Below are 26775 nucleotides of genomic sequence, written 5' to 3'. Positions count from 1 at the left end.
CCAACGCCTACTGAGCGACCGACTGCCGAGCGATCGACTGATGACCGGTGCCCGCCGACTCGCCGACGTGGCGGAGTCGCCCGCCTCGATCAGGTCGTCGAACCGGTCCCGGGCCGCGACCGGTCCGACGACCCGACCTCGTCACCCGACCTCGTCACCCGACCTGGCCCGCCGTCGCCCGCGCGTGGTTGCGCAGCGCCACCGCGGCCCGCTCCAGGGTGCCCAGCACCCCCGGCGGCAGCTCGTGGTGGCGCCCCACCACCTCCTGCGCCATCACCTGCATCGGCGCGGACTCCTCCGCCTCGACCACCGCCAGCACCTTGAACGCCGTGCCCGGCGCGAACACCACCCGCTCCTGCACCAGGCCGCCGAACGAGTCCACCACCGACACCCGCCGCCCGGTCATCGACCACAGCAGGAACTCCACCCGCCCGTCCACCGGCACCACGGGCCCCGCCACCGTGCTCAACAGGCCGTGCTCCACCAGCACGTCACCCGTCCGGAACCGGCGCGCCTCGCCCCAGCACACCGTCACGCCCTGGTGCACCGGCAACCGCCGCAGGCCCGACACCACCGCCGCCGCGTACGGCCACAACCGGCCCAGCCTCCCCGTCCGCAACGCCTCCACCAGGATCTCCTCGTCCTGCTGGAAGCACGCCGACACCGCCGCCAGGTCCGTCACCACCGCCTCGAACGCCTCCGGGTCCTCCGGCCGCGACACGATGTGCCGGCACGCCACCGCCGCGTGCTCCCCGTACCGCTCGCCCAGCATCCGGCGCAGCGCGTCCCGCTCCTGCTCGGTGCTGCGGTGGTCCGAGGGCACCACCTCGTCGCCGGACCGCTCACCCCACACCGGCGCGACCGGAGGGTGGAGCGGCCCGTCCACGCTGATCGGCACCGGGGCGTCGGCCTCCTCCGGCCCGACCGGCTCCAGCCGGATGACCTCGGTCCCGACCTCCTCCGGCCCGGTCGCCTCGGGTACGGGTTCCCCCGCCACCGGCTCCGCGACCTCGACCTCCTCCGCCACCGGCGGCCGCGGCGGCGGCGTCGGGTCGCAGAACACCACCTTCAGCAACCGGCGCACCTCCGGCTCCAGCCGCTCCACCAGCGACGCGCCCACCACCGCCACCGCGCCCGCCGTCGTGCGACCCGGCGTGCCCACGGTCAGCCGCGCCCACTCCGGGTCCACCGGCAGCGCCCGCACCTCGGCGCTGATGTCCTCCGCGTCCCGCACCCACAACCCGGACGGCACCACCTCCAGGTACACGCCGCCACCCAGGTCGAAGATCCCCGGACCGCGCTCCACCAGCCCCGCGACCGGCACCCGGTACCCCGACACCACCGGCGGGCCGCCCGGCGAGTGCCGCACCTCCGTCACGTACGGCCGCCACGTCTGCTGCCCCCGCGGGTTCACCGCCACCACGGCCGCACCCGTGCGCAGCGACCCCACCGGCAGGCCCGTGTACAGCGAGATCGGCTCACCGAGCTGGTCGGCCACCGCCTGCGCCTGGTGCTCGCCGCCGTACCAGACCAACCGCACCCGCGACCGCGCCGCCGACGACAACCCGCCCAGCAGCCGGCACACCTCCTCGACCGGGATCGGCGGCTGACCCGGCCCGCCGACCACCACGGTCAGCACGTTCTCCCGGCACGGCAGCCCCAGCACCGCCCGCGACTCCGGCGCCTGCGGGTCGAACGGCGCCCGCTGCGCCCGCAACCACAACCCCGCCGGGATCGGTTCCGAGACCCCCACCTCGCCCGTCGGCCACGGCGCGTTCGGGTCCACCGCCTCCCACTGCGGCACCGGGAACCGCCTGCCCATCGGCACCGGCGAGGCGCCCGGCACGAACCGCAACCAGCACCCGTACCCGCCGTTACCCACCACGAACGCCGCACCCGGCACCGTGGTCACCGCGCCGTCCGGCGCCACCACCTCGGCCTGGAGCTGCTCCGCCAGCCACTGCGCCGGCGCCGTCGGCCGCATCGACCCCGAGTGCGACGTCATCAGCCGCACCGGGCCCCGGCCCTGCAGCGCCGACGCCACCACCGGCCAGAACGCCACCTCGTCGCCGTGCGGCGGGTCCACCACGACCACCGTCCGCCCCCGGTCCACCGGCAACGCCCTGGCCAGCGCCACCGCCTGCGGACCGGCCCCGCCGGGCGGCCCCACCACCAGCGTCGCCCCCGCGAACGAAGCCGAGAACCGCTCGGGCGCCGGCGGCGGAGGAGGAGGGGGCTGCGGCACGGGCTCGGGCTCGACCACGGGCTCCACGGGCGGAGCGGCCTCCTTCTTCGGCGCGGCACGTCGGAACATAAAGACGCCCTCCAGGCAGGTACTGCGGGGACCGCCCAAACTCTACGCGGACCCGCCCACCCGGGGGCCGGCGCGCCTTCCGCCCGTGCTCAAGCCCCGTCCACAATGGATCAACGCAGGTCGGGGCGCTGCCGACGTGTGCCGCGCCACCCCGGCCGGCCGTCGGGTACCACGCAAAAATGTCGGACCCACTGGTTACGCTCCTCTACCGTGAACCGCTCGCCGCACGCCACGACCTGGGGAGAACGACCCGGTGACCGCTGAGATCCTGTACGGTGCCGACGACCTGACCCACCTCGAAGGTCTGGAAGCGGTTCGCAAGCGCCCCGGCATGTACATCGGGTCAACCGACAGCAGGGGCGTCAACCACCTCTTCACCGAGATCGTCGACAACTCCACCGACGAGGGCGTGGCCGGGCACGCCACCAAGATCGTCGTCACCCTCCACGCCGACGGCAGCGTCCAGGTCGACGACGACGGCCGGGGCATCCCCACCGGCGTCCACGCCAAGTCCGGCCTCTCCGGCGTCGAACTCGTCCTCACCAGGCTCCACGCCGGCGGCAAGTTCGGCGGCTCCGGCTACAAGACCTCCGGCGGCCTCCACGGCGTCGGCGCCTCCGCCGTCAACGCCCTCGCCCACCGCTTCGACGTCGTCGTCCGCCGCGAGGGCAAGACCCACGAGATGTCCTTCGCCCACGGCGTGCCCGGCGTCTTCGCCGGCCCCGGCCCCGACGCCGCCTTCACCAGGCAGAGCGGCCTGCGCGTCACCGGCCGCACCCGGAAGACCGGCACCTCCATCCGCTACTGGCACGACGCCCGCTACTTCGAGAACGGCGCCGCCCTCGACGTCGAGGCCGTCCGCGCCAAGCTCCGCAACACCGCGTTCCTCGTGCCCGGCGTCACCTACGTGCTGCGCGACGCCACCGGGGGCTCCACCGCCGAGGAGACCTTCCACTTCCCCGGCGGCGTCACCGACATGGTCGACTTCCTCGCGCCGGCCGGCGACAAGCCCGTCTCCGGCACCCTCCTCATCACCGGCACCGGCGTCTACCACGAGAACGCCGCCGACGAGAACGGCGTCATGCGCGCCAAGGTCGAGCGCCACGCCGAGGTCGAGATCGCCCTGCGCTGGGGCACCGGCTACGAGCGCACCGTCGAGTGCTTCACCAACACCATCCGCAACGTGCACGGCGGCACCCACCGCCGCGGCTTCGAACGGGCCGTGCTCAAGGCCGTGCAGGACGCCATCGGCCGCACCCGGGGCCTGCTCAAGCCCAAGGAGGACCCGCCCACCCTCGACGACGTGCTCGAAGGCATGACCGCCGTCGTCCACGTGCGCATCCCCGAACCCCAGTTCACCTCCCAGACCAAGGACGAGCTGTCCACCGCGGGCATCACCAAGGTCACCCAGGGCATCGTCGAGAAGCACGTCAAGGCCTGGACCGAGGACCGCCGCACCAAGGGCGAGGCCAAGGTCGTCCTGCAGAAGGTCGTCGACGCCGCCCGCGTCCGGCTGACCCAGAAGCAGCAGAAGGACGCGGCCCGCCGCAAGACGGCGCTGGAGGGCGCCGCGATGCCGCCCAAGCTCGTCGACTGCCGCACCACCGGCGTCGCGCGCAGCGAGCTGTTCCTCGTGGAAGGCGACAGCGCCCTCGGGTGCTTCACGGGGGACACGATGGTCGCGCTGGCCTCGGGCCGGGCGATGAGCTTCGCCGACCTCGCCGCGGACTGGCGGAAGGGCGTCACGCACTTCGGCTACACCACCAACAAGTCGGGCCGCGTGATCGTCGCCCCGCTCGTCGAGCCCCGCCTGACCAAGCGCGACGCGCCCCTGGTCCGGGTCACGCTCGACAACGGCGAGTCCGTGCGCTGCACCCCCGACCACCTGTTCCGGCTGCGCGACGGCTCCTACCGGCGAGCCGACCAGCTCCGGCCCGGCGACTCGCTGATGCCCCTGTACCGCTCGGTCTCGGCCAAGGCCTCGGGCGACAAGCTCGACGGCTACGAGCGGGTCTGGATGAACGACCGCGCCGAGTGGGTCTACACCCACTACCTCGCGGATGCCCACAACCTCCGCCACGGTCTCGACAGCGCCGAGAACGGCACGGTCCGCCACCACGTGGACGTGGACAAGCGCAACAACGACCCGCGCAACCTGCGGCGCATGACGTGGGAGGACCACGCGGCCCTGCACGCGTCGATGATGGGCGAGCACGTCCACGCCGGTTACCGGGCGTGGTTGGCCGCGGGCGGTCTGGAGTTCAAGTCCGCGATGCTCTCCGCCCAGTGGCGCGACCCGGCCTTCCGGGAGTCCTGCCTGGCGAGGCTGGCCGCGCTCAACGCCGACCCCGCCTTCCGGCAGCGCATCGAGCAGGGGTTCCAGGACTGGTACGACTCGCTCACCGACGCCGAGCGCGCCGAGTACGCCGAACGGATGCGCGAGCGGCAAGCCGCTTACTGGAGCGACCCCGAGCACCGCGCCCGGGCCGCCGAGCGGGTTCGGGCCTTCTTCGCCGACCCCGCCCGCAGGCAGGAGTGGAGCGACCGCTCCCGCGCCCAGTGGCAGGACGCCGACCTGCGCGCATGGCGCTCCCGGGCCACCACCGAGCAGTACGCCGACCCCGCGGCCCGCGAGCGGCAGCGCGCCGCCGTGGTCGCCTGGCACCAGGAGAACCCCGAGTTCGGTCGCGAGCACTCGGCCCGCATGAAGAAGCGGATGCTCGACCCCGCGAACGGCCACCTCGCCGCGGCCCAGGCGGGTCGTCGGCGCTACGTCGAGAGCGTCCCGAAGGCCGCGCGGGTGGCGCAGCAGGTCGAGGGCAGGCGGCTCGCCGCGCTCAAGCGACTGCGCCCGCTCCTGCGACTCGACGACGCCGAACTCGCCACCGCGTACGAATCGGAGCGCCTGGCCACCGCGCGCACCGGTCTGCGCTTCGACCGGCTGCTCGACGGCTTCGACGGCGACCTCGTCCGCCTCCGCGAAGCCGCGAGCCGGGTCAACCACACCGTCGCCGCCGTCGAACCGCTGACCGAGACGGCCGACGTGTACGACCTCACCGTGGACGGCTACCACAACTTCGCCCTCGAAGCCGGCGTCTTCGTCCACAACAGCGCCCGCATGGCCCGCGTCTCCGAGTACCAGGCGCTGCTCCCGCTGCGCGGCAAGATCCTCAACGTGCAGAAGGCCAGCCTCGCCGACACCCTGCGCAACGCCGAGATCGCCTCGATCGTCCAGGTCCTCGGCGCCGGCACCGGTCGCACGTTCGACCTGTCGGCCATGCGCTACGGCCGCGTCATCCTCATGGCCGACGCCGACGTCGACGGCTCCCACATCCGCACCCTGCTGATCACCCTGTTCGCCAAGTACATGCGCCCGGTCATCGAGGACGGCCGCCTCTACGCCGCCATGCCGCCGCTGCACAAGGTCATGACCAAGGGCCGCAACCCGGAGACCCACTTCACCTTCACCCAGCGCGAGATGGAGCAGAAGGTCGCCCGGCTGGAGAAGGCGGGCAAGACCGTGGTCAAGCCCGTGCCCCGGTTCAAGGGCCTCGGCGAGATGGACGCCGACGAGCTGTGGGAGACCACGATGAACCCGGCCACCCGCTCGGTGCGCCGCATCACCCTGCACGACGCGGAGGCCGCGGAGGCCGCGTTGGAGCTGCTGATGGGTGAGAAGGTCGAGCCGCGCCGGGCGTGGCTCGTCGAGTCGGCCGCCCGGGTCGACCAGTCCGCGATCGACGTCTGACACGAGGGAACGCCCAGCCATGGCACGCCGCAAGACCCCCGTCACCCGGGTCGACCCGTCCGCCTTCGACCGCGCGGGCGCCCAGGTCTTCGACAACTCGCTGACCACGGAGATCGAGGACTCCTACCTGGAGTACGCGTACTCGGTCATCCACTCCCGCGCCCTGCCCGACGCGCGCGACGGCCTGAAGCCGGTGCACCGGCGGATCCTGTTCTCGATGAACGAGCAGGGCCACCGGCCGACGAGCCCTTACGTGAAGTCGTCGCGCGTGGTCGGCGACACGATGGGCAAGTACCACCCGCACGGTGACACGGCCATTTACGACGCGATGGTGCGGTTGGCGCAGGACTTCTCCCTGAACACGCCTCTCATTGATGGGCATGGAAATTTTGGAAGTCCGGACGACGGCCCGGCCGCGTCCCGCTACTGTGTCGTCGGTGATACGCGAATTCGTTTGGCGGACGGTTCGAGCCCGCGCATCGCCGACCTGGTGAACCTGCCGGCCGACGCCGAGGCGGATGCCGATTTCGAGGTCCTGGACAAGGACGGCAAGGCCGTTCAGGTCGACAAGGTTTTCAACTCCGGCGTGCACCCGACGATTCGGATGGCCACCAAGTCGGGTTTCTCGCTGCGGGGCAGTGAGAACCACCTCGTGCTGTGCCTGGAAGCCCCGATGGGGGTGCCCGTCTTCCAGTGGCGGAGGCTGGACGAGCTCAAGCCGGGCGCGGTGGTCGCGGTGGCGCGCAACGCCTGGTCGCAGGTAGTGCCGACGGCTCGTGAGTACATGCTCGGCGTGCTGGCGGGCGCCTGGGTGTCGGAGGGTTTCGCGAGCGAGGGCCGCGCCGGGTTCAGCAACACGGATGAGCACTTCTTCTCGGAGGTCTTGCACGCTTACGACCAGGTCGTCGGGGGGAAGCGGTATGTCTCCGAGCGGCAGACCCGGCGTGATCGCAAGCTGATCAGGGAACTCGACGTCCAGGACTACGCGGGCGGAATGGACGCCTTCCGGGCGAGTCCGATGGTCGAGTTCATCGGGCACCAGGCCCGGGACAAGTTCGTCCCGGAATTCGTCTGGAATGGTGGTTGGGGCGTTAAACGCGCTTTCCTCATGGCCGCTTTCGAAGGCGACGGCGGTTGCCGGGTGGCGGACAACGGCTTCACCATCCAGTACTCGACGTACAGCCCGCGACTGGCGGTGGAGATGCAGGAGTTGATGGCCGAGTTCGGGGTCATCGCCACGCGTCGCGGCTACACCAGGCCGAACGGCTCGGTGGAGCACCGCCTGGTGGTGTCCGGGTTGAGGAACGCCCGTGCGTTCGCGGAGCGCATCGGCTTCCTGAAGACCAAGCAGGCGAAGCTCCAGGACCTGCTCCGGCACTCCCCCCTGTCGGCGCACCGCTTGAGCGCGGACCACGTGCCCTTCGTGGCGGACTACGTGCGCGGCGCGCTGGACTTCGACCGGCGCGGCAGCGGGCGGAAGTGGCTGACCAGTCACAACTTCGACCGGGTCGAGCGGTGGGAGACCGAGCGGCTCCGGATCATCGACCGGATCAAGGACACCGAGGTCCTGGCGACCATCCTGCCGGTCATGGACTCCGGGTACCGCTTCGAGACCGTGACCGAGGTGGAGTCCGCCGAGCCGGCCGAGGTGTACTCGGTTCGCGTGCGGTCCGAGGACCACTCGTTCCTCGCGGGCGGGTTCGTCAACCACAACACCGAAGCGCGCATGTCGCCCGCCGCGATGTTGCTGGTCGGGGAGCTGGGCGAGGAGACGGTCGACTTCCGGCCCAACTACGACGGGTCGTTGGAGGAGCCGTCGGTGTTGCCGGCCGCTTTTCCGAACCTCCTGGTCAACGGCACGTCGGGGATCGCGGTCGGCATGGCGACGAACATGATCCCGCACAACCTGGGCGAGGTGGTGGCGGCCGCGCGGCACCTGGTGACGCACCCGGACGCTTCGTTGGACGAGCTGATGGGGTTCGTGCCGGGCCCTGACCTGCCGACGGGCGGGGTGCTGCTCGGGCTGGACGAGGTGCGCAAGGCCTACGAGACCGGGCGCGGTGTGGTGCGGATGCGGGCCAAGGTGGAGACCGGGCCGCTGGAGGGCAGCCGGGGCCGGCAGGCGATCACGATCACCGAGCTGCCGTACGGGGTGGGCCCGGAGAAGATCATCGAGAAGATCACCGACGAGGTGACGAAGTCGAAGCGGCTGACCGGGATCGCCGACGTGAAGGACCTGACCGACCGGGAGAACGGCGTCCGGGTGGTCATCGAGTGCAAGGTCGGGGTGAACCCGCAGGCGCTGCTGGCCGACCTGTACCGGCTGACGCCGATGGAGCAGTCGTTCGGCATCAACAACCTGGTGCTGGTGGACGGTCAGCCGCGGACGCTGGGGTTGAAGGCGTTGCTGGAGGTGTTCCTCCGGCACCGGTACGAGGTGGTGACGCGGCGGACCCGGTACCGGCGGCGGCGGCGCGAGGAGCGGTTGCACCTGGTCGAGGGCCTGTTGAAGGCGCTGCTGGACATCGACAAGGTGATCCGGTTGATCCGGGGCAGCGAGAACGCGGCGGCGGCCAAGGAAGGCCTGGTGAAGCGGTTCAAGCTCTCCGAGGTGCAGGCGGCCTACATCCTGGACACGCCGTTGCGCCGGTTGACCCGCTACGACTCGCTGGAGCTGGAGGCGGAGCAGGAGAAGCTGCGCGGTGAGATCGCGGAGCTGAGCAAGATCCTGGACGACGAGCGGGTGCTGCGCCGGGTGGTGTCCTCCGAGCTGGGCCGGGTGGCCAAGGAGCTGGGGCGGGAGCGGCGGACGGTGCTGCTGGGCGGCGACCTGAAGGAGGTCCTGGCGGCGTCGAGGCCGGCCGGGCCGCTGGAGGTGGCGGACGACCCGTGCCAGGTGGTGCTGTCGGCGACGGGCCTGGTGGCGCGCACGGCGGCGGAGTCGGAGGAGGCGACGGAGGCGCGGCGGCGCAGCGGTCGGGTCCGGCACGACGCGGTGGCGGCGGTGGTGCACACGACCGCGCGCGGGCAGGTGCTGCTGGTGACGAACCGGGGTCGGGCGTTCAAGACGGACGTGCTGCCGCTGCCGGTGCTGCCGGAGCAGAGCGGCACGGTGTCGTTGAGCGGTGGCATGGCGGCCGGTGAGCTGGTCGACCTGGTGGCGGGTGAGCGGGTGGTCGGGATCGCGCCGCTGAACCCGGGGGAGTCGCCGGGGCTGGCGCTGGGCACGCGGCTGGGCACGGTGAAGGTCTGCGCGCCGGAGTGGCCGGTGCGGTCGGACGAGTTCGAGGTGATCACCCTCAAGGAGGGTGACGAGGTGGTCGGCGCGACGTGGTTGGGCGGCGCCGAGGAGTCGTTGGTGTTCGTGTCGTCGGACGCCTCGCTGCTGCGCTACTCGGCGTCGCTGGTGCGGCCGCAGGGCCTGAAGGGCGGCGGCATGGCGGGCATCAACCTGGCGTCGGGCGCGAAGGTGGTGTTCTTCGGCGCGGTGCGCACGGACGACGACGAGCACGGTGAGCCGATGGTCGTGACGTCGACGGGGCAGAGCGTGAAGGTGACGCCGTTCTCGGTGTACCCGGCCAAGGGTCGGGCGACCGGCGGTGTGCGGGCGCAGCGGTTCCTGAAGGGCGAGGACGCGCTGGCGCTGGCGTGGGTCGGGCCGAGGCCGGCGGGCGCGGCGGAGAACGGTTCGCCGGTGGAGCTGCCGGCGGTCGACGAGCGGCGGGACGGCTCGGGGCACGCCCACCCGGGTCCGGACGTGGTGGGCCATCTGGTGGAACGGGGTTGACCGGGCCCGTTCCCGGGCACTGTTGAGGGTGTGATCGCGGAGAGCGGAGTGGTGGTCCCGGCGCGTTTCAGCGGCGCGCCGGACACCGCGCACGGTGGTTACACGTGCGGTGTCCTGGCGTCGTCGGTGGGACCGGTCGCCGGCACGCCGGTGGTGTCGCTGCTGCTGCCGGTGCCGGTGGAGCAGCCGATGCACCTGGAGGTCAGCGCGGACCAGGCGGTGCTGGTGCACGGCGAGCAGGTGGTGGCCACGATGGTGGCGAGCCCCGACCCGGTGCCGGTGGTGCCGCCGGTGGGGGTGCTGGAGGCCGAGCGGGCGGCGGAGGCCTACGCGGGTTTCGACGCGCACCCGTCGCCGACGTGCTTCGCGTGCGGCCACGACCGCGTGGACGGGTTGCTGCTGTCGCCGGGGTTGGTGGGGGAGAACGCGGTGGCGTGCACGTGGACGCCGGTGGAGACCTCGCCGGAGGTGCTGTGGGCGGCGCTGGACTGCCCGGCGAGCTGGGCGACGGACGAGCCGATGACCCTGACCAGGATGGCGGCCGACCTGGTGGCGCCGCCGGTGCCGGGTGAGCGGCACGTGGTGGTGGCCCGGCAGGTGCACCGGGCCGGGCCGGTGGCGGCCACGGTGACGTCGATCTACGGGCCGGGTGACGTGCTGGTGGCCACGGCGACGGCGCAGTGGGCGCTGCCGGAGCTGTGACCCCGGCGCCGGCCGACTCGCGGTCGGCCGACCCGCGGCCGGTCGAGCCGTCGAACGGGTGAGCGGTCCTGCGGCGTTCGCGGCATCGCGGACTTGATAATCGTTGTCATCTTCAGGTAGATGTTGTGCGCTCTCACCCGCACGAGTGAAGGACGCGCATGATCACCGCAGGATTGGCCTCGGTCACCTTCCGGGGCAGGCCGGTCGAGGAGGTCGTCGACCTCGCCGCCGGGGCCGGGTTGGGGGTGGTCGAGTGGGGCGCCGACGTCCACGTGCCGCCCGGCGACCTGGTCGGCGCCGCCCGCACCGCCCGGCTGTGCCGCGATCGCGGCCTGGCCGTCGGCACCTACGGCTCCTACTACAAGGCGGGCGACAGCGACCCCGCCGACTTCGCCCCCGTGCTGGACACCGCCGAGGCCCTGGGCTCGCCGCGGATCAGGGTGTGGGCCGGGGTGCGCGGTTCGGCCGGGACGGACGCCGCGGAGCGCGCCGTGATCACCGACGACCTGCGGCGGTGCGCCCGGTCGGCGGCCGGGCGCGGGATCTCGGTGACCGTCGAGCACCACGTCTCCTCGCTGACCGACGCGCTCGACTCGGCCCTCCGGCTGCGGGACGACGTGCCCGAGCTGGTCGGGCACTGGCAGCCCCGCGAGGAGCCCGACGCGCGGGAGTGCCTGGCCGAGGTGACCGCCCTGCTGCCCGGGTTGGTCGCGGTGCACGCGTTCTCGTGGGGGCCGGACGGGTTCACCGAGCGGTTGCCGCTGGCCGCGCGCGAGGACCTGTGGCGGCCCGTCATCGCCCTGCTCGCCCGGGACGGCGCCGAGCGGCACGTCCTGCTGGAGTTCGTGCGGGACGACGATCCCGGCGCGTTCCGCCGCGACGCCGCGGACCTGCTCGCCTGGGTCGGTGAGGCCGCGTGAAGCGCGTCGCCCTGGTCGCCGCCGGACTGCTGCTCACCGCTTGCGGCACCGCCTCGCCCCAGTCCGAGGGCACCACCACCACCTCGATCGCGCGCGCCGCCGAACCGCTCACGGCCGCGTTGACCGTCACCGACCCGCACGGGCAGCAGGTCACCGTGGCCGAGCCGCCCGAGCGGATCGTCTGCCTCAACGGCCTGTGCGACGACATCGTGGTCGACCTGGGGCTCGTCCCGGCGGGCACCAGCAACCCCACCCTGATCACCCACCCGGCGCTGCTCGGCGACGCCGGCCAACGGGTGCCCGTCGTGCCCGGCACGTTCGGCGGCGAGGACGTCGAGGCGATCGCCGGGCTCGAACCGGACCTCGTCATCGGGCTGCCCGGCGTGCACGACGCGCTGCGGCCGGCCATCGAGAAGTTCGCCCCGCTGTGGCTGGCCGAGCCCGCCACGTGGGAGGAGTCCGTCGGCTACCTGCGGGCGCTGGGCGCGCTCACCGGTCGCACCGACGAGGCCGTGCGCGCCGAGGAGGCGTTCCGCGGCCACCTGGCCGACGCCGTCGCCAGGACCGCCGGCAACGGCCAGGGCGCCAGGAAGACCCTGCTGATGTACGGCAGCGTGGACTCCATCGGCGTGGACACCACCTCCTCGCTCAAGGGCCACCTGCTGGACCAGCTGTTCGACCACCCCTTCCCGGCCAAGGGCGCGGACGTCGACACGGCCTCCAACTACAGCGTGGAGGAGCTGCTGGCCAGGCAGCCGGACGTGGTGTTCGTGTACTCGCTGCTGTTCTCCGCCGACGACAAGACGTTGAGCAGCCAACTGGCCGACAACCCCGTGTGGCGGCAGATCCCCGCGGTGCGGTCGGGGCAGGTGCACGAGATGCACGCGAAGCTGTGGGGCTCCGGTCGCGGGCTGCGCAGCCTCACCGCCGTGGTGGACGAGGCGTTGGCCAAGGTCCCGGCTTGAGGCTGCTGGCGGCCGTCGCGGTCGTCGTCGTGCTGGCGTCGCTGGCACTCGGTCAGCCGGTGGTGTGGTTCCCCGGGACCGAGCTGGAGCAGGTCCTGGTGTGGCAGTTGCGCGCGCCCAGGCTGCTGCTCGGCGCGGTCGCCGGGGCGTGCCTCGGCGTGGCGGGGCTGCTGCTCCAGACGTCGTTGCGCAATCCGCTGGCCGTGCCCGAGCTGCTGGGCGTGGCCGGCGGGGCCGCCGCGGCGGTCGGGACGTGCGTGGCGTTCGGGGTGTCGGTGATCGGCGCGCCGCTGACGCCCGCGCTGTTCGGGGCGCTGGTCGGCGGCGGGGTGACGCTGCTGGCGGTGCGCGGCGCGACCTCGCCCTCCGCCGTGCTGCTGATCGGCGCGGCGGTCAGCTCGGCGTGCCAGGCGGTGATGCTCGCCGCCACCGCCGCGACCGACTCGCGCGAGCAGGGCGTGCTGGTCCGCTACCTGCTCGGGTCGCTGACCGGCACGACGTGGCCCACGCTCGGCCCGGTGGCCGCGGGCCTGGCGCTGGCGGTGCCCGCGGTGGTGCTGGTGCTGCCCCGGGTCCGGCTGCTGCGGCTGGGCGACGAGGAGGCGTGGTCGGCCGGGCTGCGGCCGGGTCGGGCGCGGGTGGCCGTGCTCGCGGTGGCGTCGCTGCTGGTCGCCGTGGTGGTGGGGCCGGCGGGGCCGGTCGCGTGGGTCGGGTTCTTCGCGCCGCGGCTCGCCGAGCGCCTCACCGCGGCCTCGGTCACGAGCGCGGCCGGTGTCGCCTCGACGGCCTTCCTGGGCGCGCTCCTGGTCGTGGCGGCGGACCTCGTCGCGCGGACCGCGCTCTACCCGATCGAGCTGCCGGTCGGCGGGTTGACCGCGTTCGCGGCCGTGGCCGTCGGGCTGCTGGCCGGGAGGAGGGGTCGTCGTGTCGCGCCCTAGCGCTCCGCTGGTGCTCGGCGGGCTGGCGGTCCTGGTGCTGGTCGCCGCGCTCGCGCACCTCGGCATCGGCGCCACCGGGGCGACCCTGGCCGCGTTGTTCGGGGACGACGAGCGCGCCCGCGCCGTGGTGCTGGAGCTGCGCGCGCCGCGGTTGCTGGTCGGTCTGTGCGCGGGGGCGTGCCTGGGCGTCTCGGGCGCGCTCCTCCAGGCGGGCGTGCGCAACCAGCTCGCCTCGCCGGAGATCACCGGCGTCGGGTCGGGCGCGGTGCTGGGCGCGGTGGTCGCGTCGGTGATCGGCGGCGTCGCCGCCCAGCCCCTGCCGATGGCCGCCGCCGCGCTGCTCGGCGGCGTGGTCGGCGGCGGGGTGCTGTGGGTGGTGGTCGGGCGGTCCGGCGACGTCGCGGTGCGCGGCGTGGTCGTGTCCGCGGTGCTGGTCGGCACGATGCTGGTGCTGCTCACCGCGCGCCCGCAACTGGCCGGCGCGGTGTCGCGGTGGCTGCTGGGCTCGCTGGTCGGCCGCACGTGGGAGCACCTGGCCCCGCTGTGGCCGGCGCTGCTGGCCGTCCTGGTCGTCGCGACGGCGCTGGGCGGCGTGCTCGACGTGCTGGCCGTGGACGACGACCACGCGCACGCCGTGGGCCTGGCGGTCGTGCCGTGGCGCAGCGCGGTCCTGCTGCTCGCCGCGGTGGCGACGTCGGCGGCGGTCGCGGCGGTGGGCGCGACCGCGTTCGTCGGCCTGCTCGCACCGCACGCCGCGCGGTGGCTGGTCGGGCCGGTGCACCGCTGGACCGTGCCCGCGTCCGCGCTGACCGGGGCGATCTCGGTGGCCGCGGCGGACGCGGTGGGGCAGCTCGTGGGCGTGCCGGCGGGGGCGATCACCGCCCTGGCCGGCGCGGTGGTGCTGGTGTCGGTCGCGCGGAGGACGGGAGGGATCGGGTGACACCGCTGCGCGCCGAGGGTGTGCACGTGAGGTTCGGGGAGCACGTCGTGCTCGAGGGCGTGGACCTGGCCGTGGGCGCGGGGGAGTGGGTGAGCCTGCTCGGGCGCAACGGCAGCGGCAAGACCACGCTGCTGAGGGTCCTCGCGGGACTCCTGCGCCCCGCCGAGGGGACCGTCCACATAGGTCGGGACCCGCTGGGTTCCCTGTCGCGCAGGGAGGTCGCCCGCCGCATGGCGGTGCTGCCCCAGTCGACGCCCGTGGTGCGCGGGCTGACCGTGCGGCAGTTCGTGCGCCAGGGCCGTTACGCGGCGCGGGGGGCGCTCGGGATGCTCGGCGACACCGACGACGACCAGGTGCGCGAGGCGTTGCGGTGCACCGGGGTCGCGGAGTGGGCCGACGTGCCGCTGGAGCAGCTGTCCGGCGGCCAGCGGCAACGGGTGCGGCTCGCGCTCGCCCTGGCCCAGGACGCGCCGGTGCTCCTGCTCGACGAGCCGACGACGTTCCTGGACGTGCGGCACCAGATCGACGTGCTGGAGCTGGTCCGCGCCCTGCAACGGGAACGCGGCCTCACCGTCGTCGCGGTCCTGCACGACCTCGCCCAGGCGGCCCGCTACTCCGACCGCGTGGTGGCCCTGCGCGACGGCGTGGTGCACGCCGACGGCGCACCGTCCGAAGTGGTCGACGCCGCGTTCCTGGCGGACGTCTACGGCGTGGCCGGGGAAGTGCGGTGGATCACCACGAACGGGGTGTTGAAAATGGTAATCATTCCCGATTAGGTTGGGGGAGGTCGAACGACCGAGCCCGGTCGCCCGGGTCAGCCGAGGAGGAAGGAGCCGTCCGATGGACCAGGTCTTCGTGAACGTCGAGGCCGAGCGCCTGCTGCCGCACAACTCCGCCAGCCACAGCAACGCGCTGGTCGAGAACCCGTTCGACAGCGGCGACGACGAGTGACAACCCCGGGGCCGCCCCTCACCGGGCGGCCCCGGGCCTCGAACCCGGAGGCGGACGCGTGGAAACCCTCAAGCCCGGCACGGCGCTGTTCAGCGGCCCGACCGGCGCGGTGCTGCGGGACTCGACCGGCGAGCTGTTCGCCGTCGCCCTGCCCGACGAGGCGGTCGAGGCGGTCCGGGCGGCGCTGACCGCGGACGCGCCCGCCCCGCCCGAGCTGGCGGCGTTCAGCCGCGCCGGGCACCTGGGCCGCCGCGCCGCCTGGCCCGCCGACCGGCGCGTGGTCGGCGTGCTCGACACCGGTGGCCCGGTCGGCGAACCCGGCCGCGGTGGGGAGGACGGCCGCGGGGAGGACGGCCGGGCCGGCGGCTTGGCCGGTGACCCGGCCGGCGGACCGCCCGGTGAGCTGGTCCGCGCCCTGCGCCTGGCCGGCGCCGAGGTGGTCGTCGTGCCGCCCGACCCCGCCGCCGTCCTCGAACTCGCGCCCGCCGCGCTGTGCGCGTGGCACGACGGCCCCGCGCCGGAGCACTGGCTGGAGCTGGATGCGCTGGCCGGGCACGGCATCGGCTGGCAGCGCGTCAGCCGCGAGGGCAGGCACGTGCTGCTCGAACCCCTGGGCGTGTCCCACCGCGACGTGCGGCTGCGCCGGCTCGCCGCCGCCGGTTCGGGGCACGAGCACCTGCGGGCCTACTGGGCCGGCACCCGCGCCGTCACCGGGGACGAGGCGCCCGACGCCGCCGAGCGGGAGCTGATCGCCGCCCTCGCGGTGAAGGACCTGGCCCGCTGGATCACCGGCGCGACCGGCTCCGGCGGCTCCCTGACCCCCGCCGGCGTCCCGGCCGACCGGCGGCTGCGCGTGCTCGACCTCGACACCGGCGCGATCGCCGACCACCCGGTGCTGCCCGTGCCGGACAGTGCGCCGTGAGCTGACCGTGGCGGGGCTCGCGCACACCCTCGTCACGGCCGACCGGCCCGGTCCCGCGGTGCTCATCCGCACCCCGTACGGCCGGCACCACCACCTGCCCGAAGCCGAGGCGTGGGCGCGGCGCGGCTTCCACTGCGCGGTCGGCGACGTGCGCGGCCGGCACGGCTCGCCCGGCGCGTTCCACCCCTACCGGCACGAGGCCGAGGACGGCGCGGCCGTCGTGGACCACCTGCTGGGCCTGGGTTACGACCGGATCATCACCGCGGGCGCCTCCTACGCCGCCCACTGCGCGGTGACCGCCGCCGTCGCCCGGCCGGCGCACGTCGCCGGCGTGCTGGCCGCCGTGCCCGCGCTCGGCCTCGGCGAGACCGCCCGCGAACCCGGCGGCGCGGCCCGCCTGGCGTGCCGGGTCGGCTGGTGGGGCGAGCACGTCTCCCCGGCGCGGCACCCCGACCCGCGGCACACGCCCGTGGTCGACGCGGTGGCCGGGTGGGACGACCTGTGGGCCGCGCCCGAGCGCACCGCCGGGCTGTGGGACGCCCTGCCCGGCCTGACCATGCCGCTGCTGGCCGTCGGCGGGCTGCGCGACCCGTTCGCCGCCGACACCGAACAGCTCGCGCGGCGCTGGGGCGGACCCACCCGGCTGGTCCTCGGGCCCTGGGGGCACGAGCTGGACGCGCCCGCGCCCGGCGCCGCGCTCGCGGGCCGCCGCGTCGGCGCGCTGTACGTCGCCTGGGCCCGTGCGCTGGGAGACCTGCGCGGCGACAAGGCCTTCCTGGCCGTGGACGGGTGGCGCCGCCACACCCCGCACGACGGCCCCACCGGTCCGCCCGTCCCGCTGCGCGTCGTGCGCGGGCGGTTCCGCGCCGACCCCGAGGACCCGTTCCGCTCCGCGCCGCAGGGCGTCCGCGTCGCCGACGACCGGTGCGCGCTGCTGACCGCCGACCTGCCGCCCGGCGAGCTGCGCGGCCGGACCACCGTCACCCTGGACGTGGTCGCCGACACCCCGGACGCCGACTGGGTCGTGCGGCTGTCCCACGACGGCGTCCACGAGGCGCACGCCGTGCGCCGGGTGGCGCACGAACCCGGCGTGCCGCGCACCGTCACCCTCGACCTGCCGCCGGTCGGCCTCGCGGTCACCGGGCCGCTGCGCCTGGAGGTCGCGGGCCACCACTGGCCCCGCCACGCCCGCAACCCGCACACCGGCGAGGACCCCGTGCGCGCCACGACCCTGCTCCCGAGCCGCCGCGAGGTCCGCGCGGCCACCGCCGACTTCCCCTGGCACCCCCGGCGCGCGGACGCCGTCCCCGCCGCCGCACTACCCGAGGAGATCGCATCGTGACCGCGCCGCTGCTGGTGGACCCGCTGACCGGGATCGTGCGCAGGCTCGTGGACGTCGCGCCGGTGCCCGGCGTGCCGCGCCGCTACCGGGCCGTCACCGCCGAGGTCGCCGACGCCCGCCGGCTCGGCACGTGGCCCGCCGACCGGGTCAGCCTGGGCACCACGTTCGGCGACGTGGACGCCGCCCGCGCCGCCGCGGTCGGCGAGGCCGTGGAGCGCTACTGCGGCAACCGCGTCCCGCCGGGCCTGCGCACCGCGACCGCCGCCGAGCTGCGCGCCGAGGGCGCCCGCCACTTCGGGCCCGACGACCTGCCGTTCTTCGCCGACTGGCAGTACGGGCAGCCCGGCTTCCCCTACCGGCCCTTCACCGACGACGTGCCGATCGCGTGGGCCGAGGGCGAGGAGGGCGGCGAACCGTGCCTGCTGCCCGCGTCCTGGGTCCACCTGAACTACCACTCCGGCGCACGCCGCCGCGAACCCCGCCTGCACCACCTCAACTACGCGGGCATCGCCACGGGCGTCAGCGCCGAGGACGCGTTCACCCGCGCCCTGCTGGAGCTGGTCGAGCGCGACGCCCTGGAGCGCTGGTGGCACCTCGGCGCGCCCACCACCGGCATCGCGGTGGACGACGTGCCCGGCCTGGCCGCCGAACTGGCCGGGTGCCCGCTGGAGGTCCACCTGGTGGAGCTGCCCACCGAGCACCCGGTGTCGTGCGTGGCCGCGGTCGTCGTCGACCCGGCCACCGGGATCGTCGCGGGCGGCGGCGCGGCCCGGTTCGACCCGGCGGAGGCGTGCACGAAGGCCGTGCTGGAGGCCGTGCACACGTGGGTGTTCACCCAGGGGCTGCTGGAACCCGACGGCTGGGTGTTCCAGGCCGTCGAAGCCGGTGTCCTCGCCGAGGGCCTGTACCTGGACCACCGCCCCGACCGCTCGTACCGCGACGCGGCGGGGGAGCGGTGCTCGCGCGTGCGCGACCTGGGCGCGCAGGTGCAGGTGTGGCTCGACCCGCGCGTGCGGGCGGAACTGCTGCACCGCTTCACGGAACCGTCCCGGACGACGTCGTTGGCGGTCCGCGGCGACCTGGCCGACCTGCGCGCGAGCCTGGCCGGCGAGCGCGTCGTCACCGTCGACCTGACCACGCCCGACGTGGCCGAGGCCGGGCTGCGCGTGGTGCGCGTCTGCGCCACCGGCCTGGTGCCCAACGCGCCCGCCGCGTTCCGCTACCTGGGGCTGCCCCGCTGGGGCGACACCTCGACCCTGCTCCTCGACCCGCCGCCGTTCCTGTGATCCCGCTGCCCGACCCCGCGCCGGACCTGGACGCGTCCCTGGGGCACGTCCTGCTGAACCGCCGGTCCCGCTACTCGTACCGGCCGCTGGGCCTCGACGTGCTGAGCACGCTGCTGCGGTACGCGGTGGGCGTGCAGCGGCGCGTCCCGCCGCACGTGCTGGGCACCAACCCGACCGCGGGCGGGCTGCCGTCGCTGCGGGTGCACGTGGTGGTGGGCGGCAGGCTGCACGAGTACCACCGCGAGCAGCACGCCCTGGACGACCTGGGTCCCGTGGACCTGGACGGGGTGTTCGCGCAGCCGGAGTTCGCCGAGCGCGCCCACACCGTGGTCGTGCTGAGCGGGCGGATGGGGCCGGGGCTGGCCAAGTACGGGCCGCGCCACCACCGCACGGTGCTGCTGGACGCGGGGATCGCGGTGCAGAACCTGTACCTGGTGGGCACGGCGCTGGACCTGCGGTGCTGCGCGGTGGCCGGGTTCGACGACGAGGTGGCGCGGGAGCGGGTGGGCGAGGCGCCGTTGGCGCTGTTCGTGGTGGGCTAGGGTGCGGTGGGTGCACCGAAAGCCCGCGCTGACCTTTTCCGGAGCCTTGCGCATCCTGGGCAGGCACGACTCCGAGGTGGTCGCCAGGCTCGACAAGGCGTTGGGCGGCGCGATCCTGGCCGCCGGGACGGGCGTGGTGCTGCCGGTCGCGCTGTGGGGGTGGGTCGACCAGAAGAACGAGGCCGTCCGCCTGCTGACCGGGCTGGTCGGCGGGTTGTCGGACCGGTTGGCCGGGGTGCGGGGGCTGGAGCGCCGGGACGCGGTCCTGGCCGCGCACACCACCCTCGTGGCGGCGGCGTTCTTCGAGGTGCTGGACGAGACGCTGGGCAAGGCGGTGCGCGAACTGGCCATCACCGAGGAGGAGCGGCGGTTCCTCGTCACCGGCCGGAGCAAGCGCACGGCGCACCAGTTCTACGAGGACCTGTACCGCTCGGAGGTCCCCGCCCCGTCACCCTCGTGCGGCTTCCACGAGAACCTGGAGCGCATCGCCGAGTGGCTCGTCGTCATGGCCCACCGGCTGTACCTCTTCATCGACGGCCTGGACGTCGAGCGGGGGCTCACCGTGCACTTCGGCGACGACTTCCGCGGGCGCGTCCTCGACCGCTACGAGTCGCACTACCTGCGATTGGCGGAGAAGGCGCCGGAGTTCGTGTTCTGGGCCGTGCTCGGGGAGCACGCCGCCGCCCGGCACCGGATCGACGTCCTGGACGCCGGCCTGAGGACCGCGCTGGACGCCCAGGGACAGGCGTTGTCGCGGGTCATGGCCTTGCTGTGCCTGGTGTCCGAGCGCGGGAGGGGCGTCGACCGCCACCGCGAGGGACTGCACAGGGTGAACACCGGCGTGCTGGACCAGCAGATCGTGCCCGGCGACGCCGAGCGGTACGACACCGAGGTCACGTTCCCGACCATCGAGCGGGCGTTCCTCACGCCGCACTACCGGATCACGGCGTACAGCAGGGAGTCCCGGCCCTCCGACGAGGACTGGTGGTCGGAGCGCGAGGTCTCGCGGGACCTGGAGGTGATGCTGGCCGCGTACCTGACGTCCGCCGACGCCACCAGGGCGCCGATGCTGGTCCTCGGCCACCCCGGCGCCGGGAAATCGATCCTCACCAAGGTGCTCGCGGCCCGCCTGCCGCCCGAGGAGTACACGGTGGTGCGGGTGCCGCTGCGCAACGTGGCGGCCGGCGCGCCGATCATCGACCAGGTGCAGCAGGCCCTGGACCAGGCCACGAACAACCGGGTGCAGTGGCAGGCCATCACCGACCACGACGTGGACACCGTGCTGGTCGTCCTCCTCGACGGCCTCGACGAACTGCTCCAGGCCGCCGCCTTCGGCCGCAGCGGCTACCTCCAGGAGGTCATGGAGTTCCAGCGCATCGAGGAGGAGCAGAACCGCCCGGTCGCCGTGGTCGTCACGTCGCGGACGGTCGTCTCCGACCGCGTCGACATCCCGGCGGGCTCGCCGGTCGTCAAGCTGGAGGAGTTCACCGATGACCAGGTCGTCGCCTGGCTGGAGGAGTGGTCGGTCACCAACGCGATGATGGTCCGGGCCGGCGCGGTGCGCGCGTTGACCGCGGACGAGGCGCTCCACCTGCGCCACCTGGCCCGCCAGCCGCTGTTGCTGCTGATGCTCGCGCTCTACGCGGCCGACCCCAGGTCGCCCAAGCTCGACGCCGGCCTGTCGACGTCGGCGCTGTACGAGAGGATCTTCGACAACTTCGCGCGGCGCGAGGTGCGCAAGCGCGCCGGCGCCCGGCTGTCGGACGACGAGCTGGAGCGCCGGGTGTCCGACCAGGTGTTCCGCCTCTCGGTCGCCGCGCTGGCGATGTTCAACCGGGGCGTCCAGCACGTTCGGGAGGTCGAGCTGCGAGCGGACCTCGTCGCGCTCACCGGTGGCGGCGACCTGCCCGACGACGCGGGGACGCGCCTGCTGGGCGAGTTCTTCTTCGTCCACGCGCCGGAGGCGGTGATCAGGGGCAAGGAGCGGTCCTACGAGTTCCTGCACTCCACGTTCGGGGAGTACCTGGTCGCCCGGCACGTGGTGGGCGAGCTGGCCGCGCTGGCGGACGCGGCGTACGGCGGCCGTTACGGCGACCGCCCGTTGGACGACGAGATGCTGTTCGCGCTGCTCTCCCACCAGGTCTGGGCCGCCCGCCCCTCGATCGCCCAGTTCGCCGTGGAGATCCTCACCACCGCGCCGGTCGGGGAACGGCGGGACGTCCGGCGCGCCCTGGAACAACTGCTCCGGTCCCACCGGGGGAGGCGGCGCTCCAACCGGTACGACGGCTACCGGCCGACACCGGTGGACCTCATCCGGCAGGCGGCGGTGTACTCGGCGAACCTGACCACGCTGGCGATCTGGTGCGGCGCGCAGGACACCGGTTTCAGCCTGGTCGGCCCCTTCGGCGACGACCGGGAGGAGGCCCTGGGGAACTGGCGGTCGGCCCTGTTCCTGTGGCGCTCCGGCCTCGACCGCGACAGCTGGCAGGCCCTGCTGTTCTCGCTGAGCGCCGTCGACGCGACCACCCTGCGCCCGACGCGGACACCCCCGCACCCCTCGGCGGCGGGGATGGAGGAGTACTGGCTGGCCCAGGTCGGCGCCGACCCGGTGCACGCCTCGCGGGTCCGCTGGGGCCTGGGGTTGGTCGACGGGCACGTCTTCCTCGAACAGGGCTCGAACTGGGTCGAGGAGGCGCTCGGCTGGATCGTGCCGGCCCTGGTGTCGACCTGGGAGGTGTCGACGTCGGTCGTCGTGGCTCCTCCCCGGGGCGCCCGCGACGAGGACGTCGAGGAGGTGGGTGGCGCGCTGTCGTTGTTGTTGCGGGTGCGCGTGAAGGAGCTGCCCAGGGAGTTCATCACCAAGGTGGCCCAGAGCCTGGCCGGGTACCCGGAGCCCTTCAGGGTGAGCGTGGAGACCGTGCTGGCGGTGGTCTACTTCCACCCGGCCGTCCTCCTGGAGGTGCCGCAGTGGCAGGACCCCGCTTTCTACCGGAACCGGCGCGAGGACCTGCACCTCATCATGGACTGGGCCTATGCCGACGGGCGGCTCGACCCCGCGCTGTTCTCGCGGTGGGCCGAGCTGCGCACCCGGCTCCTGGGGGAGGACGTGCCGAGGAAGTCGCCGGAGGGCAGCCGGGCGGACCTGTTCCTCCACCTCGACTAGCGGGCGGCCCGGCTCGACTGGCGGGCGGCCCGGCGCAGCGTCGGCGTCACCCACGCCAGCGCCACCCCGGCCGCCAGCACCGCCGCTCCCGCCGCCAACCCCGCCCGAGGTCCCGCCGCCACCGCCACCGCGCCCGCCAGCGCCGCGCCCAGCGGTTGCCCGACACCCCACGACAGCATCCGCGCCGTCGTGTTCACCCGGGACTGCAGCTCCGCCGGGCACACCTGCTGCCGGTAGGTGATCGCGTTGAGCACCACCGTCGAGTGCGCCGTGCCCCACGCCACCGCCGCCACCGCCGCGACCGGCCAGTGCGTGCTCAGCAGCGCCGACACCGCGCACAGCAGCGACACCGGCAGCGCGCCCAGCGCCAACCGCGCACCGCCCCACCGCCGCGCCAGCACCGGCACCAGCTTCGACGCCCCCAGCGCGCCCAGACCCCAGCAGCTGAACAGCACGGCCAGCCGCACGTCACCGCTCGGCGCCACCCCCAGCACCCGGTCCGCCCACGGCACCAGCACCGCCACCCACGCGCCGGCCGCGGCCGAGTGCGTGGCGCCGACCAGGGTCAGCGTGCGCACGACCGGGTGCCGCCACAGGAAGCGCAGGCCCACGCCGATGTCGCGGACCAGCGGGGGGCGGGTCTCCCTCGGCGCGGACAGCGCGCCCGTGATGGCGCGGACCAGCGCCGCCGAACCCGCGGCGGCCACCGCGTGCACCGCGATCAGGCCCGCGGGCGCGGTCACCGCCACGAGCAGGCCCGCGAGGGGCGGCACCGCCAGCTCGGCCAGCGTGGTGCGGCCGTAGAGCTTGGCGTAGGCGGCGGTCAGCGCCTCCTTGCCCACCAGCGACGGCAGCGCGCCGAAGTTGGCCGCGTCGAAGAACACGAACGCGGTCTGCGCGGTGAACGCCACCGCCACCACGTGCGGCGCGGTGAGCACGTCCAGCCACCACGCCACCGGCACGGTCAGCAGCGCGCCGGCCGTGGCCAGGTCCAGGCCGACCATGAGCCGCTTGCGGTCCACGCGGTCCGCCAGCGCGCCCGCGACCAGGCCGAACAGCAGGTAGGGGAGCGCCTCGGCCATCGCCACCGCCGACGTCCAGCCCGCCGAGGACGTCAGCCGGTAGACGAGCACGGGCAGGGCGACGACCGACACCAGGCTGCCCGCGACGGACAGCAGGCGGGCGGCCAGGTAGCGGTTGAAGTCGCGTGGCGGCGCGTCGAGGGTGATCGTCACGACGCCATGGTAATGAATACCATGTTCAATTCCTGAGGGGCCCCGGTGGCGGTGCCCGGCCTCAGCCCCCGTCCGGGCCTCCCGCGAAGACCTGCGCGTACCGCTCCAGGTTGGCGTTGGGGTGCAGCACGGCGTGCAGGCTCAGCGCGTGCACGTCCCGCCGGACGCGGTGCAGCACCGGGTCGTCGCCGGTCAGCACGTCGACCGCGTCCTTGGCCCGCAGGCACGCCTCGATGAGGTCCTGCCGCACCCACGCCCGCTCCTTGGGCGTCCACGTGCCGCGGGCGGTCACCTTCGCGTCGACCACCGAGGCGGCGCGGTGCGCGTGCAGTTCCGCGCCGTCGGCGAGCACCGCGGCCTCCCTGGTGCGGGGGCCGTCGTCGGCGAGCCCGAGCGCCGCGCGGACCAGGCCGATCGCGGGGCCGCTGACCGTCGCGCACGCGGCCGGCGTGTAGGGGGCGCGGAACAGCGGCTGCGCCTGCTCCGGGTCGCCCTCCAGCAGCGGCGTCAGCGGCAGGACGCGGTCCGCGGGCACGAACACGTCCCTGGCCAGCGTGGTCACGCTGCCCGTCGCGCGCAGGCCGGTGGTGTGCCAGTCGTCCACGACCTCCAGGTCGGCCACGGGCAGCGCCAGCACCACCGGCTCGCGGTGCGGCGCCAGCAGCGCGGCGTTGGTGGTCCAGTCGCACTGCGGCGCGCCCGTGGTGAACGCCCACCGGCCGTTGACCAGCACGCCGCCGGGCACGGGCGCGGCGGTCGCGGTCGGGCTGAGGATGCCGGTGATCCGCACGTCGGGTTTGGCGAAGACCTCCTCCCGCACGTGGTCGGGGAAGCGGCCGGCCACCCAGGTCGAGACCGCCCACACCGCCGCGGTCCACGCCGCCGACCCGTCGCCGCGGGCCAGCTCGGCGACCACCCGCAGCACCGTGCCCAGGTCGGCCTCGTGGCCGCCGTGCCCGGTCGGCGCGCGAAGGCGGAGCACGCCCGCGTCGGCCATGGCCTCCAGCGCCTCGTCGTGCAGGCGGCGGTGCCGGTCGCCCCAGTCGGCGTGGGCGTGCAGCACCGGGACGATCGCGGCGGCCCGCCGGACGTGCTCGTCCACCGCAGCCTCCCCCAGTTCTCGCGTTGGTCTCCCACCTTGGCGTGGGCCACGCCACCCGGCAAGCACGGAATAGCCGTAGGTCGGGTACGGTTGAGCCAGTTAGTTGAAAGTGCAACTACTTGAGGAGTGGTCATGCAGTTCGGTGTCTTCACCGTCGGCGACGTGACGCCCGACCCCACGACGGGCCGGACGCCGACCGAGGCCGAGCGCATCAAGGCGATGGTCACGATCGCGCTGAAGGCCGAGGAGGTCGGCCTCGACGTGTTCGCGACCGGCGAGCACCACAACCGCCCGTTCGTGCCGTCCTCGCCGACCACCATGCTGGGCTGGATCGCGGCCCGGACCGAGCGGCTGCTCCTGTCCACCGCCACCACCCTCATCACCACCAACGACCCGGTCAAGATCGCCGAGGACTACGCGATGCTCCAGCACCTGGCCGACGGCCGGGTGGACCTGATGATGGGCCGGGGCAACACGGCCCCCGTGTACCCCTGGTTCGGCAAGGACATCCGCGACGGCATCGACCTCGCGATCGAGAACTACGCGCTGCTGCACAAGCTGTGGCGGGAGGACGTCGTGGACTGGGAGGGCAGGCACCGCACGCCGCTCCAGTCGTTCACCTCCACGCCGCGCCCGCTCGACGACGTGCCCCCGTTCGTGTGGCACGGGTCGATCCGCAGCCCGCAGATCGCCGAGCAGGCCGCCTACTACGGCGACGGCTTCTTCGCCAACCACATCTTCTGGCCGAAGGAGCACTTCCAGCGGCTGATCACGTTCTACCGGGAGCGCTACGAGCACCACGGGCACGGCGCCGCGCACCAGGCGATCGTCGGCCTCGGCGGTCAGGTGTTCATGCGCCGCAACTCGCAGGACGCGGTGCGCGAGTTCCGGCCGTACTTCGACAACGCGCCGGTGTACGGGCACGGGCCGTCGCTGGAGGAGTTCACCGAGCAGACCCCGCTGACCGTCGGCAGCCCGCAGGAGGTCGTCGAGAAGACCCTCACCTTCCGCGACCACTTCGGCGACTACCAGCGGCAGCTGTTCCTGATGGACCACGCCGGCCTGCCGCTCAAGACCGTGCTGGAGCAGCTGGACCTGCTGGGCGAGATCCTGCCCACGCTGCGGCGCGAGTTCGCGATCGGGCGGCCCGCCGACGTGCCGGACGCCCCCACCCACGCCTCGCTGGTCGAGGCCCGCGCCGGGAAGGCGGACGCGCGATGACGGTGTTGACGGTGGTGCACGCGGGCCTCGGCTCGCCCTCGTCGAGCGAACTGCTGGCCGGTCGGCTGGCCGGCGCGGCGGCGGCCCGGCTGCCGGGCGCGGAGGTGCGCACGGTGCACCTGCGCGACCTGGCCCGGGACGTGGCCGACAACCTCGTCACCGGGTTCCCGGGCCCGAGGCTGCGGTCGGCCGTGGAGGACGTCGTCGGCGCGGACGGGCTGATCGCGGTGACGCCGACGTTCAACGCGTCCTACAGCGGGCTGTTCAAGTCGTTCGTCGACGTGCTGGAGCCGGAGTCGCTGGCCGGGAAACCGGTGCTGCTCGGCGCGACCGGCGGGACCGAGAGGCACTCCCTGGTCCTCGACCACGCCCTCCGGCCGCTGTTCGCCTACCTGAGGGCGGTCGTCGTGCCGACCGGGGTGTACGCGGCGTCGTCGGACTGGGGCGCGGAGGGGCTGCCGGCGCGGATCGAGCGGGCGGGCGGCGAACTGGCCGACCTGGTGGCCGGCCGGGCGCCCGCGGCCAAGCCCGCGCTGGACTTCGTGCCGTTCGACCAGGTGCTGGCCGAGCGGTGAGTTGTCCACAGGTGCGGGTGATGGGCGCGCGGGCTGTCGGTGGTAGCCGGCAGAGTTGAGAACAGGGGTCCCCCGGGCACGGGGACCCCTGCGGAAACGCGCCTGACCGCCCACCCGCGCCA

The 26775-nt window shown here is 74.1% G+C and carries 19 protein-coding genes; 16 read left to right on the top strand and 3 right to left on the bottom strand.

All coding sequences use genetic code 11. The annotated features are described in order from the left end of the window. Positions 1-154: 154 nt before the first annotated feature. Positions 155-2314, bottom strand: a complete 2160-nt coding sequence (locus ACFV4N_RS09280) for a hypothetical protein (RefSeq protein ID WP_499671985.1) — start codon at positions 2312-2314, stop codon at positions 155-157. A gap of 253 nt (positions 2315-2567) precedes the next feature. Here ACFV4N_RS09280 and ACFV4N_RS09275 point away from each other — a divergent pair, with 253 nt between their 5' ends. The 14 genes from ACFV4N_RS09275 to ACFV4N_RS09210 all read left to right on the top strand — a co-directional run bounded on the left by ACFV4N_RS09275 (position 2568) and on the right by ACFV4N_RS09210 (position 22520). Continuing rightward, positions 2568-6062, top strand: coding sequence for an ATP-binding protein (locus ACFV4N_RS09275; protein WP_499671984.1), 3495 nt, complete (start codon positions 2568-2570; stop codon positions 6060-6062). 19 nt (positions 6063-6081) lie between these two features. Next, positions 6082-9849, top strand: a complete 3768-nt coding sequence (locus tag ACFV4N_RS09270; RefSeq protein ID WP_499671983.1) for a DNA gyrase subunit A — start codon at positions 6082-6084, stop codon at positions 9847-9849. Positions 9850-9879: 30 nt separating this feature from the next. Continuing rightward, positions 9880-10551: a hypothetical protein gene (locus ACFV4N_RS09265; protein WP_499671982.1), complete on the top strand. Its 672-nt coding sequence runs from the start codon at positions 9880-9882 to the stop codon at positions 10549-10551. A 158-nt stretch (positions 10552-10709) separates the two neighbouring features. After that, positions 10710-11471 carry a sugar phosphate isomerase/epimerase family protein gene (locus ACFV4N_RS09260; RefSeq protein ID WP_499671981.1) on the top strand — a complete coding sequence of 254 codons (762 nt, stop codon included), beginning with the start codon at positions 10710-10712 and terminating at the stop codon, positions 11469-11471. Further along, on the top strand, positions 11468-12436 hold the full coding sequence (locus ACFV4N_RS09255; protein ID WP_499671980.1) for an ABC transporter substrate-binding protein: 969 nt from the start codon (positions 11468-11470) through the stop codon (positions 12434-12436). The genes ACFV4N_RS09260 and ACFV4N_RS09255 overlap by 4 nt, the downstream gene beginning before the upstream one ends. Next, positions 12433-13374 (top strand): FecCD family ABC transporter permease, encoded by a 942-nt coding sequence (locus tag ACFV4N_RS09250; protein ID WP_499671979.1) that lies wholly within the window; start codon positions 12433-12435, stop codon positions 13372-13374. The genes ACFV4N_RS09255 and ACFV4N_RS09250 overlap by 4 nt, the downstream gene beginning before the upstream one ends. Further along, complete coding sequence (locus ACFV4N_RS09245; RefSeq protein ID WP_499671978.1) at positions 13361-14314, top strand: FecCD family ABC transporter permease; 954 nt, start codon at positions 13361-13363, stop codon at positions 14312-14314. Before ACFV4N_RS09250 ends, ACFV4N_RS09245 begins: the two co-directional genes overlap by 14 nt. Before the next feature lie 26 nt (positions 14315-14340). Beyond that, a complete protein-coding gene (locus ACFV4N_RS09240; protein ID WP_499671977.1) occupies positions 14341-15090 on the top strand; it encodes an ABC transporter ATP-binding protein in 750 nt (249 codons plus the stop codon). 64 nt (positions 15091-15154) lie between these two features. After that, positions 15155-15265, top strand: a complete 111-nt coding sequence (amiA, locus tag ACFV4N_RS09235) for a streptamidine family RiPP (RefSeq protein ID WP_499671976.1) — start codon at positions 15155-15157, stop codon at positions 15263-15265. Between the two features lie 58 nt (positions 15266-15323). Next, positions 15324-16187, top strand: a complete 864-nt coding sequence (locus tag ACFV4N_RS09230; RefSeq protein ID WP_499671975.1) for a hypothetical protein — start codon at positions 15324-15326, stop codon at positions 16185-16187. Beyond that, positions 16177-17529, top strand: coding sequence for a CocE/NonD family hydrolase (locus ACFV4N_RS09225; RefSeq protein ID WP_499671974.1), 1353 nt, complete (start codon positions 16177-16179; stop codon positions 17527-17529). Before ACFV4N_RS09230 ends, ACFV4N_RS09225 begins: the two co-directional genes overlap by 11 nt. Then, entirely contained in the window at positions 17526-18815 is a 1290-nt protein-coding gene (locus ACFV4N_RS09220) for a YcaO-like family protein (RefSeq protein ID WP_499671973.1), read from the top strand. The genes ACFV4N_RS09225 and ACFV4N_RS09220 overlap by 4 nt, the downstream gene beginning before the upstream one ends. Then, a complete protein-coding gene (locus tag ACFV4N_RS09215; RefSeq protein ID WP_499671972.1) occupies positions 18812-19357 on the top strand; it encodes a SagB/ThcOx family dehydrogenase in 546 nt (181 codons plus the stop codon). The genes ACFV4N_RS09220 and ACFV4N_RS09215 overlap by 4 nt, the downstream gene beginning before the upstream one ends. 10 nt (positions 19358-19367) lie before the next feature. Beyond that, positions 19368-22520: an NACHT domain-containing protein gene (locus tag ACFV4N_RS09210; RefSeq protein WP_499671971.1), complete on the top strand. Its 3153-nt coding sequence runs from the start codon at positions 19368-19370 to the stop codon at positions 22518-22520. On the opposite strand, the gene ACFV4N_RS09205 is transcribed toward ACFV4N_RS09210, so the two are convergent. Both ACFV4N_RS09205 and ACFV4N_RS09200 read right to left on the bottom strand, forming a co-directional pair. Then, positions 22517-23755 carry an MFS transporter gene (locus tag ACFV4N_RS09205; protein WP_499671970.1) on the bottom strand — a complete coding sequence of 413 codons (1239 nt, stop codon included), beginning with the start codon at positions 23753-23755 and terminating at the stop codon, positions 22517-22519. The two genes, ACFV4N_RS09210 and ACFV4N_RS09205, sit on opposite strands and share 4 nt — an antisense overlap. 61 nt (positions 23756-23816) lie before the next feature. Beyond that, a complete protein-coding gene (locus ACFV4N_RS09200) occupies positions 23817-24857 on the bottom strand; it encodes an acyl-CoA dehydrogenase family protein (RefSeq protein ID WP_499671969.1) in 1041 nt (346 codons plus the stop codon). A gap of 132 nt (positions 24858-24989) precedes the next feature. Here ACFV4N_RS09200 and ACFV4N_RS09195 point away from each other — a divergent pair, with 132 nt between their 5' ends. Both ACFV4N_RS09195 and ACFV4N_RS09190 read left to right on the top strand, forming a co-directional pair. After that, a complete protein-coding gene (locus ACFV4N_RS09195) occupies positions 24990-26078 on the top strand; it encodes an LLM class flavin-dependent oxidoreductase (protein ID WP_499671968.1) in 1089 nt (362 codons plus the stop codon). Next, on the top strand, positions 26075-26653 hold the full coding sequence (locus tag ACFV4N_RS09190) for an FMN reductase (protein WP_499671967.1): 579 nt from the start codon (positions 26075-26077) through the stop codon (positions 26651-26653). The genes ACFV4N_RS09195 and ACFV4N_RS09190 overlap by 4 nt, the downstream gene beginning before the upstream one ends. Positions 26654-26775: the final 122 nt, after the last annotated feature.

Source organism: Actinosynnema sp. NPDC059797 (assembly GCF_042732085.1).
GTDB lineage: Bacteria > Actinomycetota > Actinomycetes > Mycobacteriales > Pseudonocardiaceae > Actinosynnema.
This window is presented reverse-complemented; position numbering and strand designations above follow the sequence as displayed.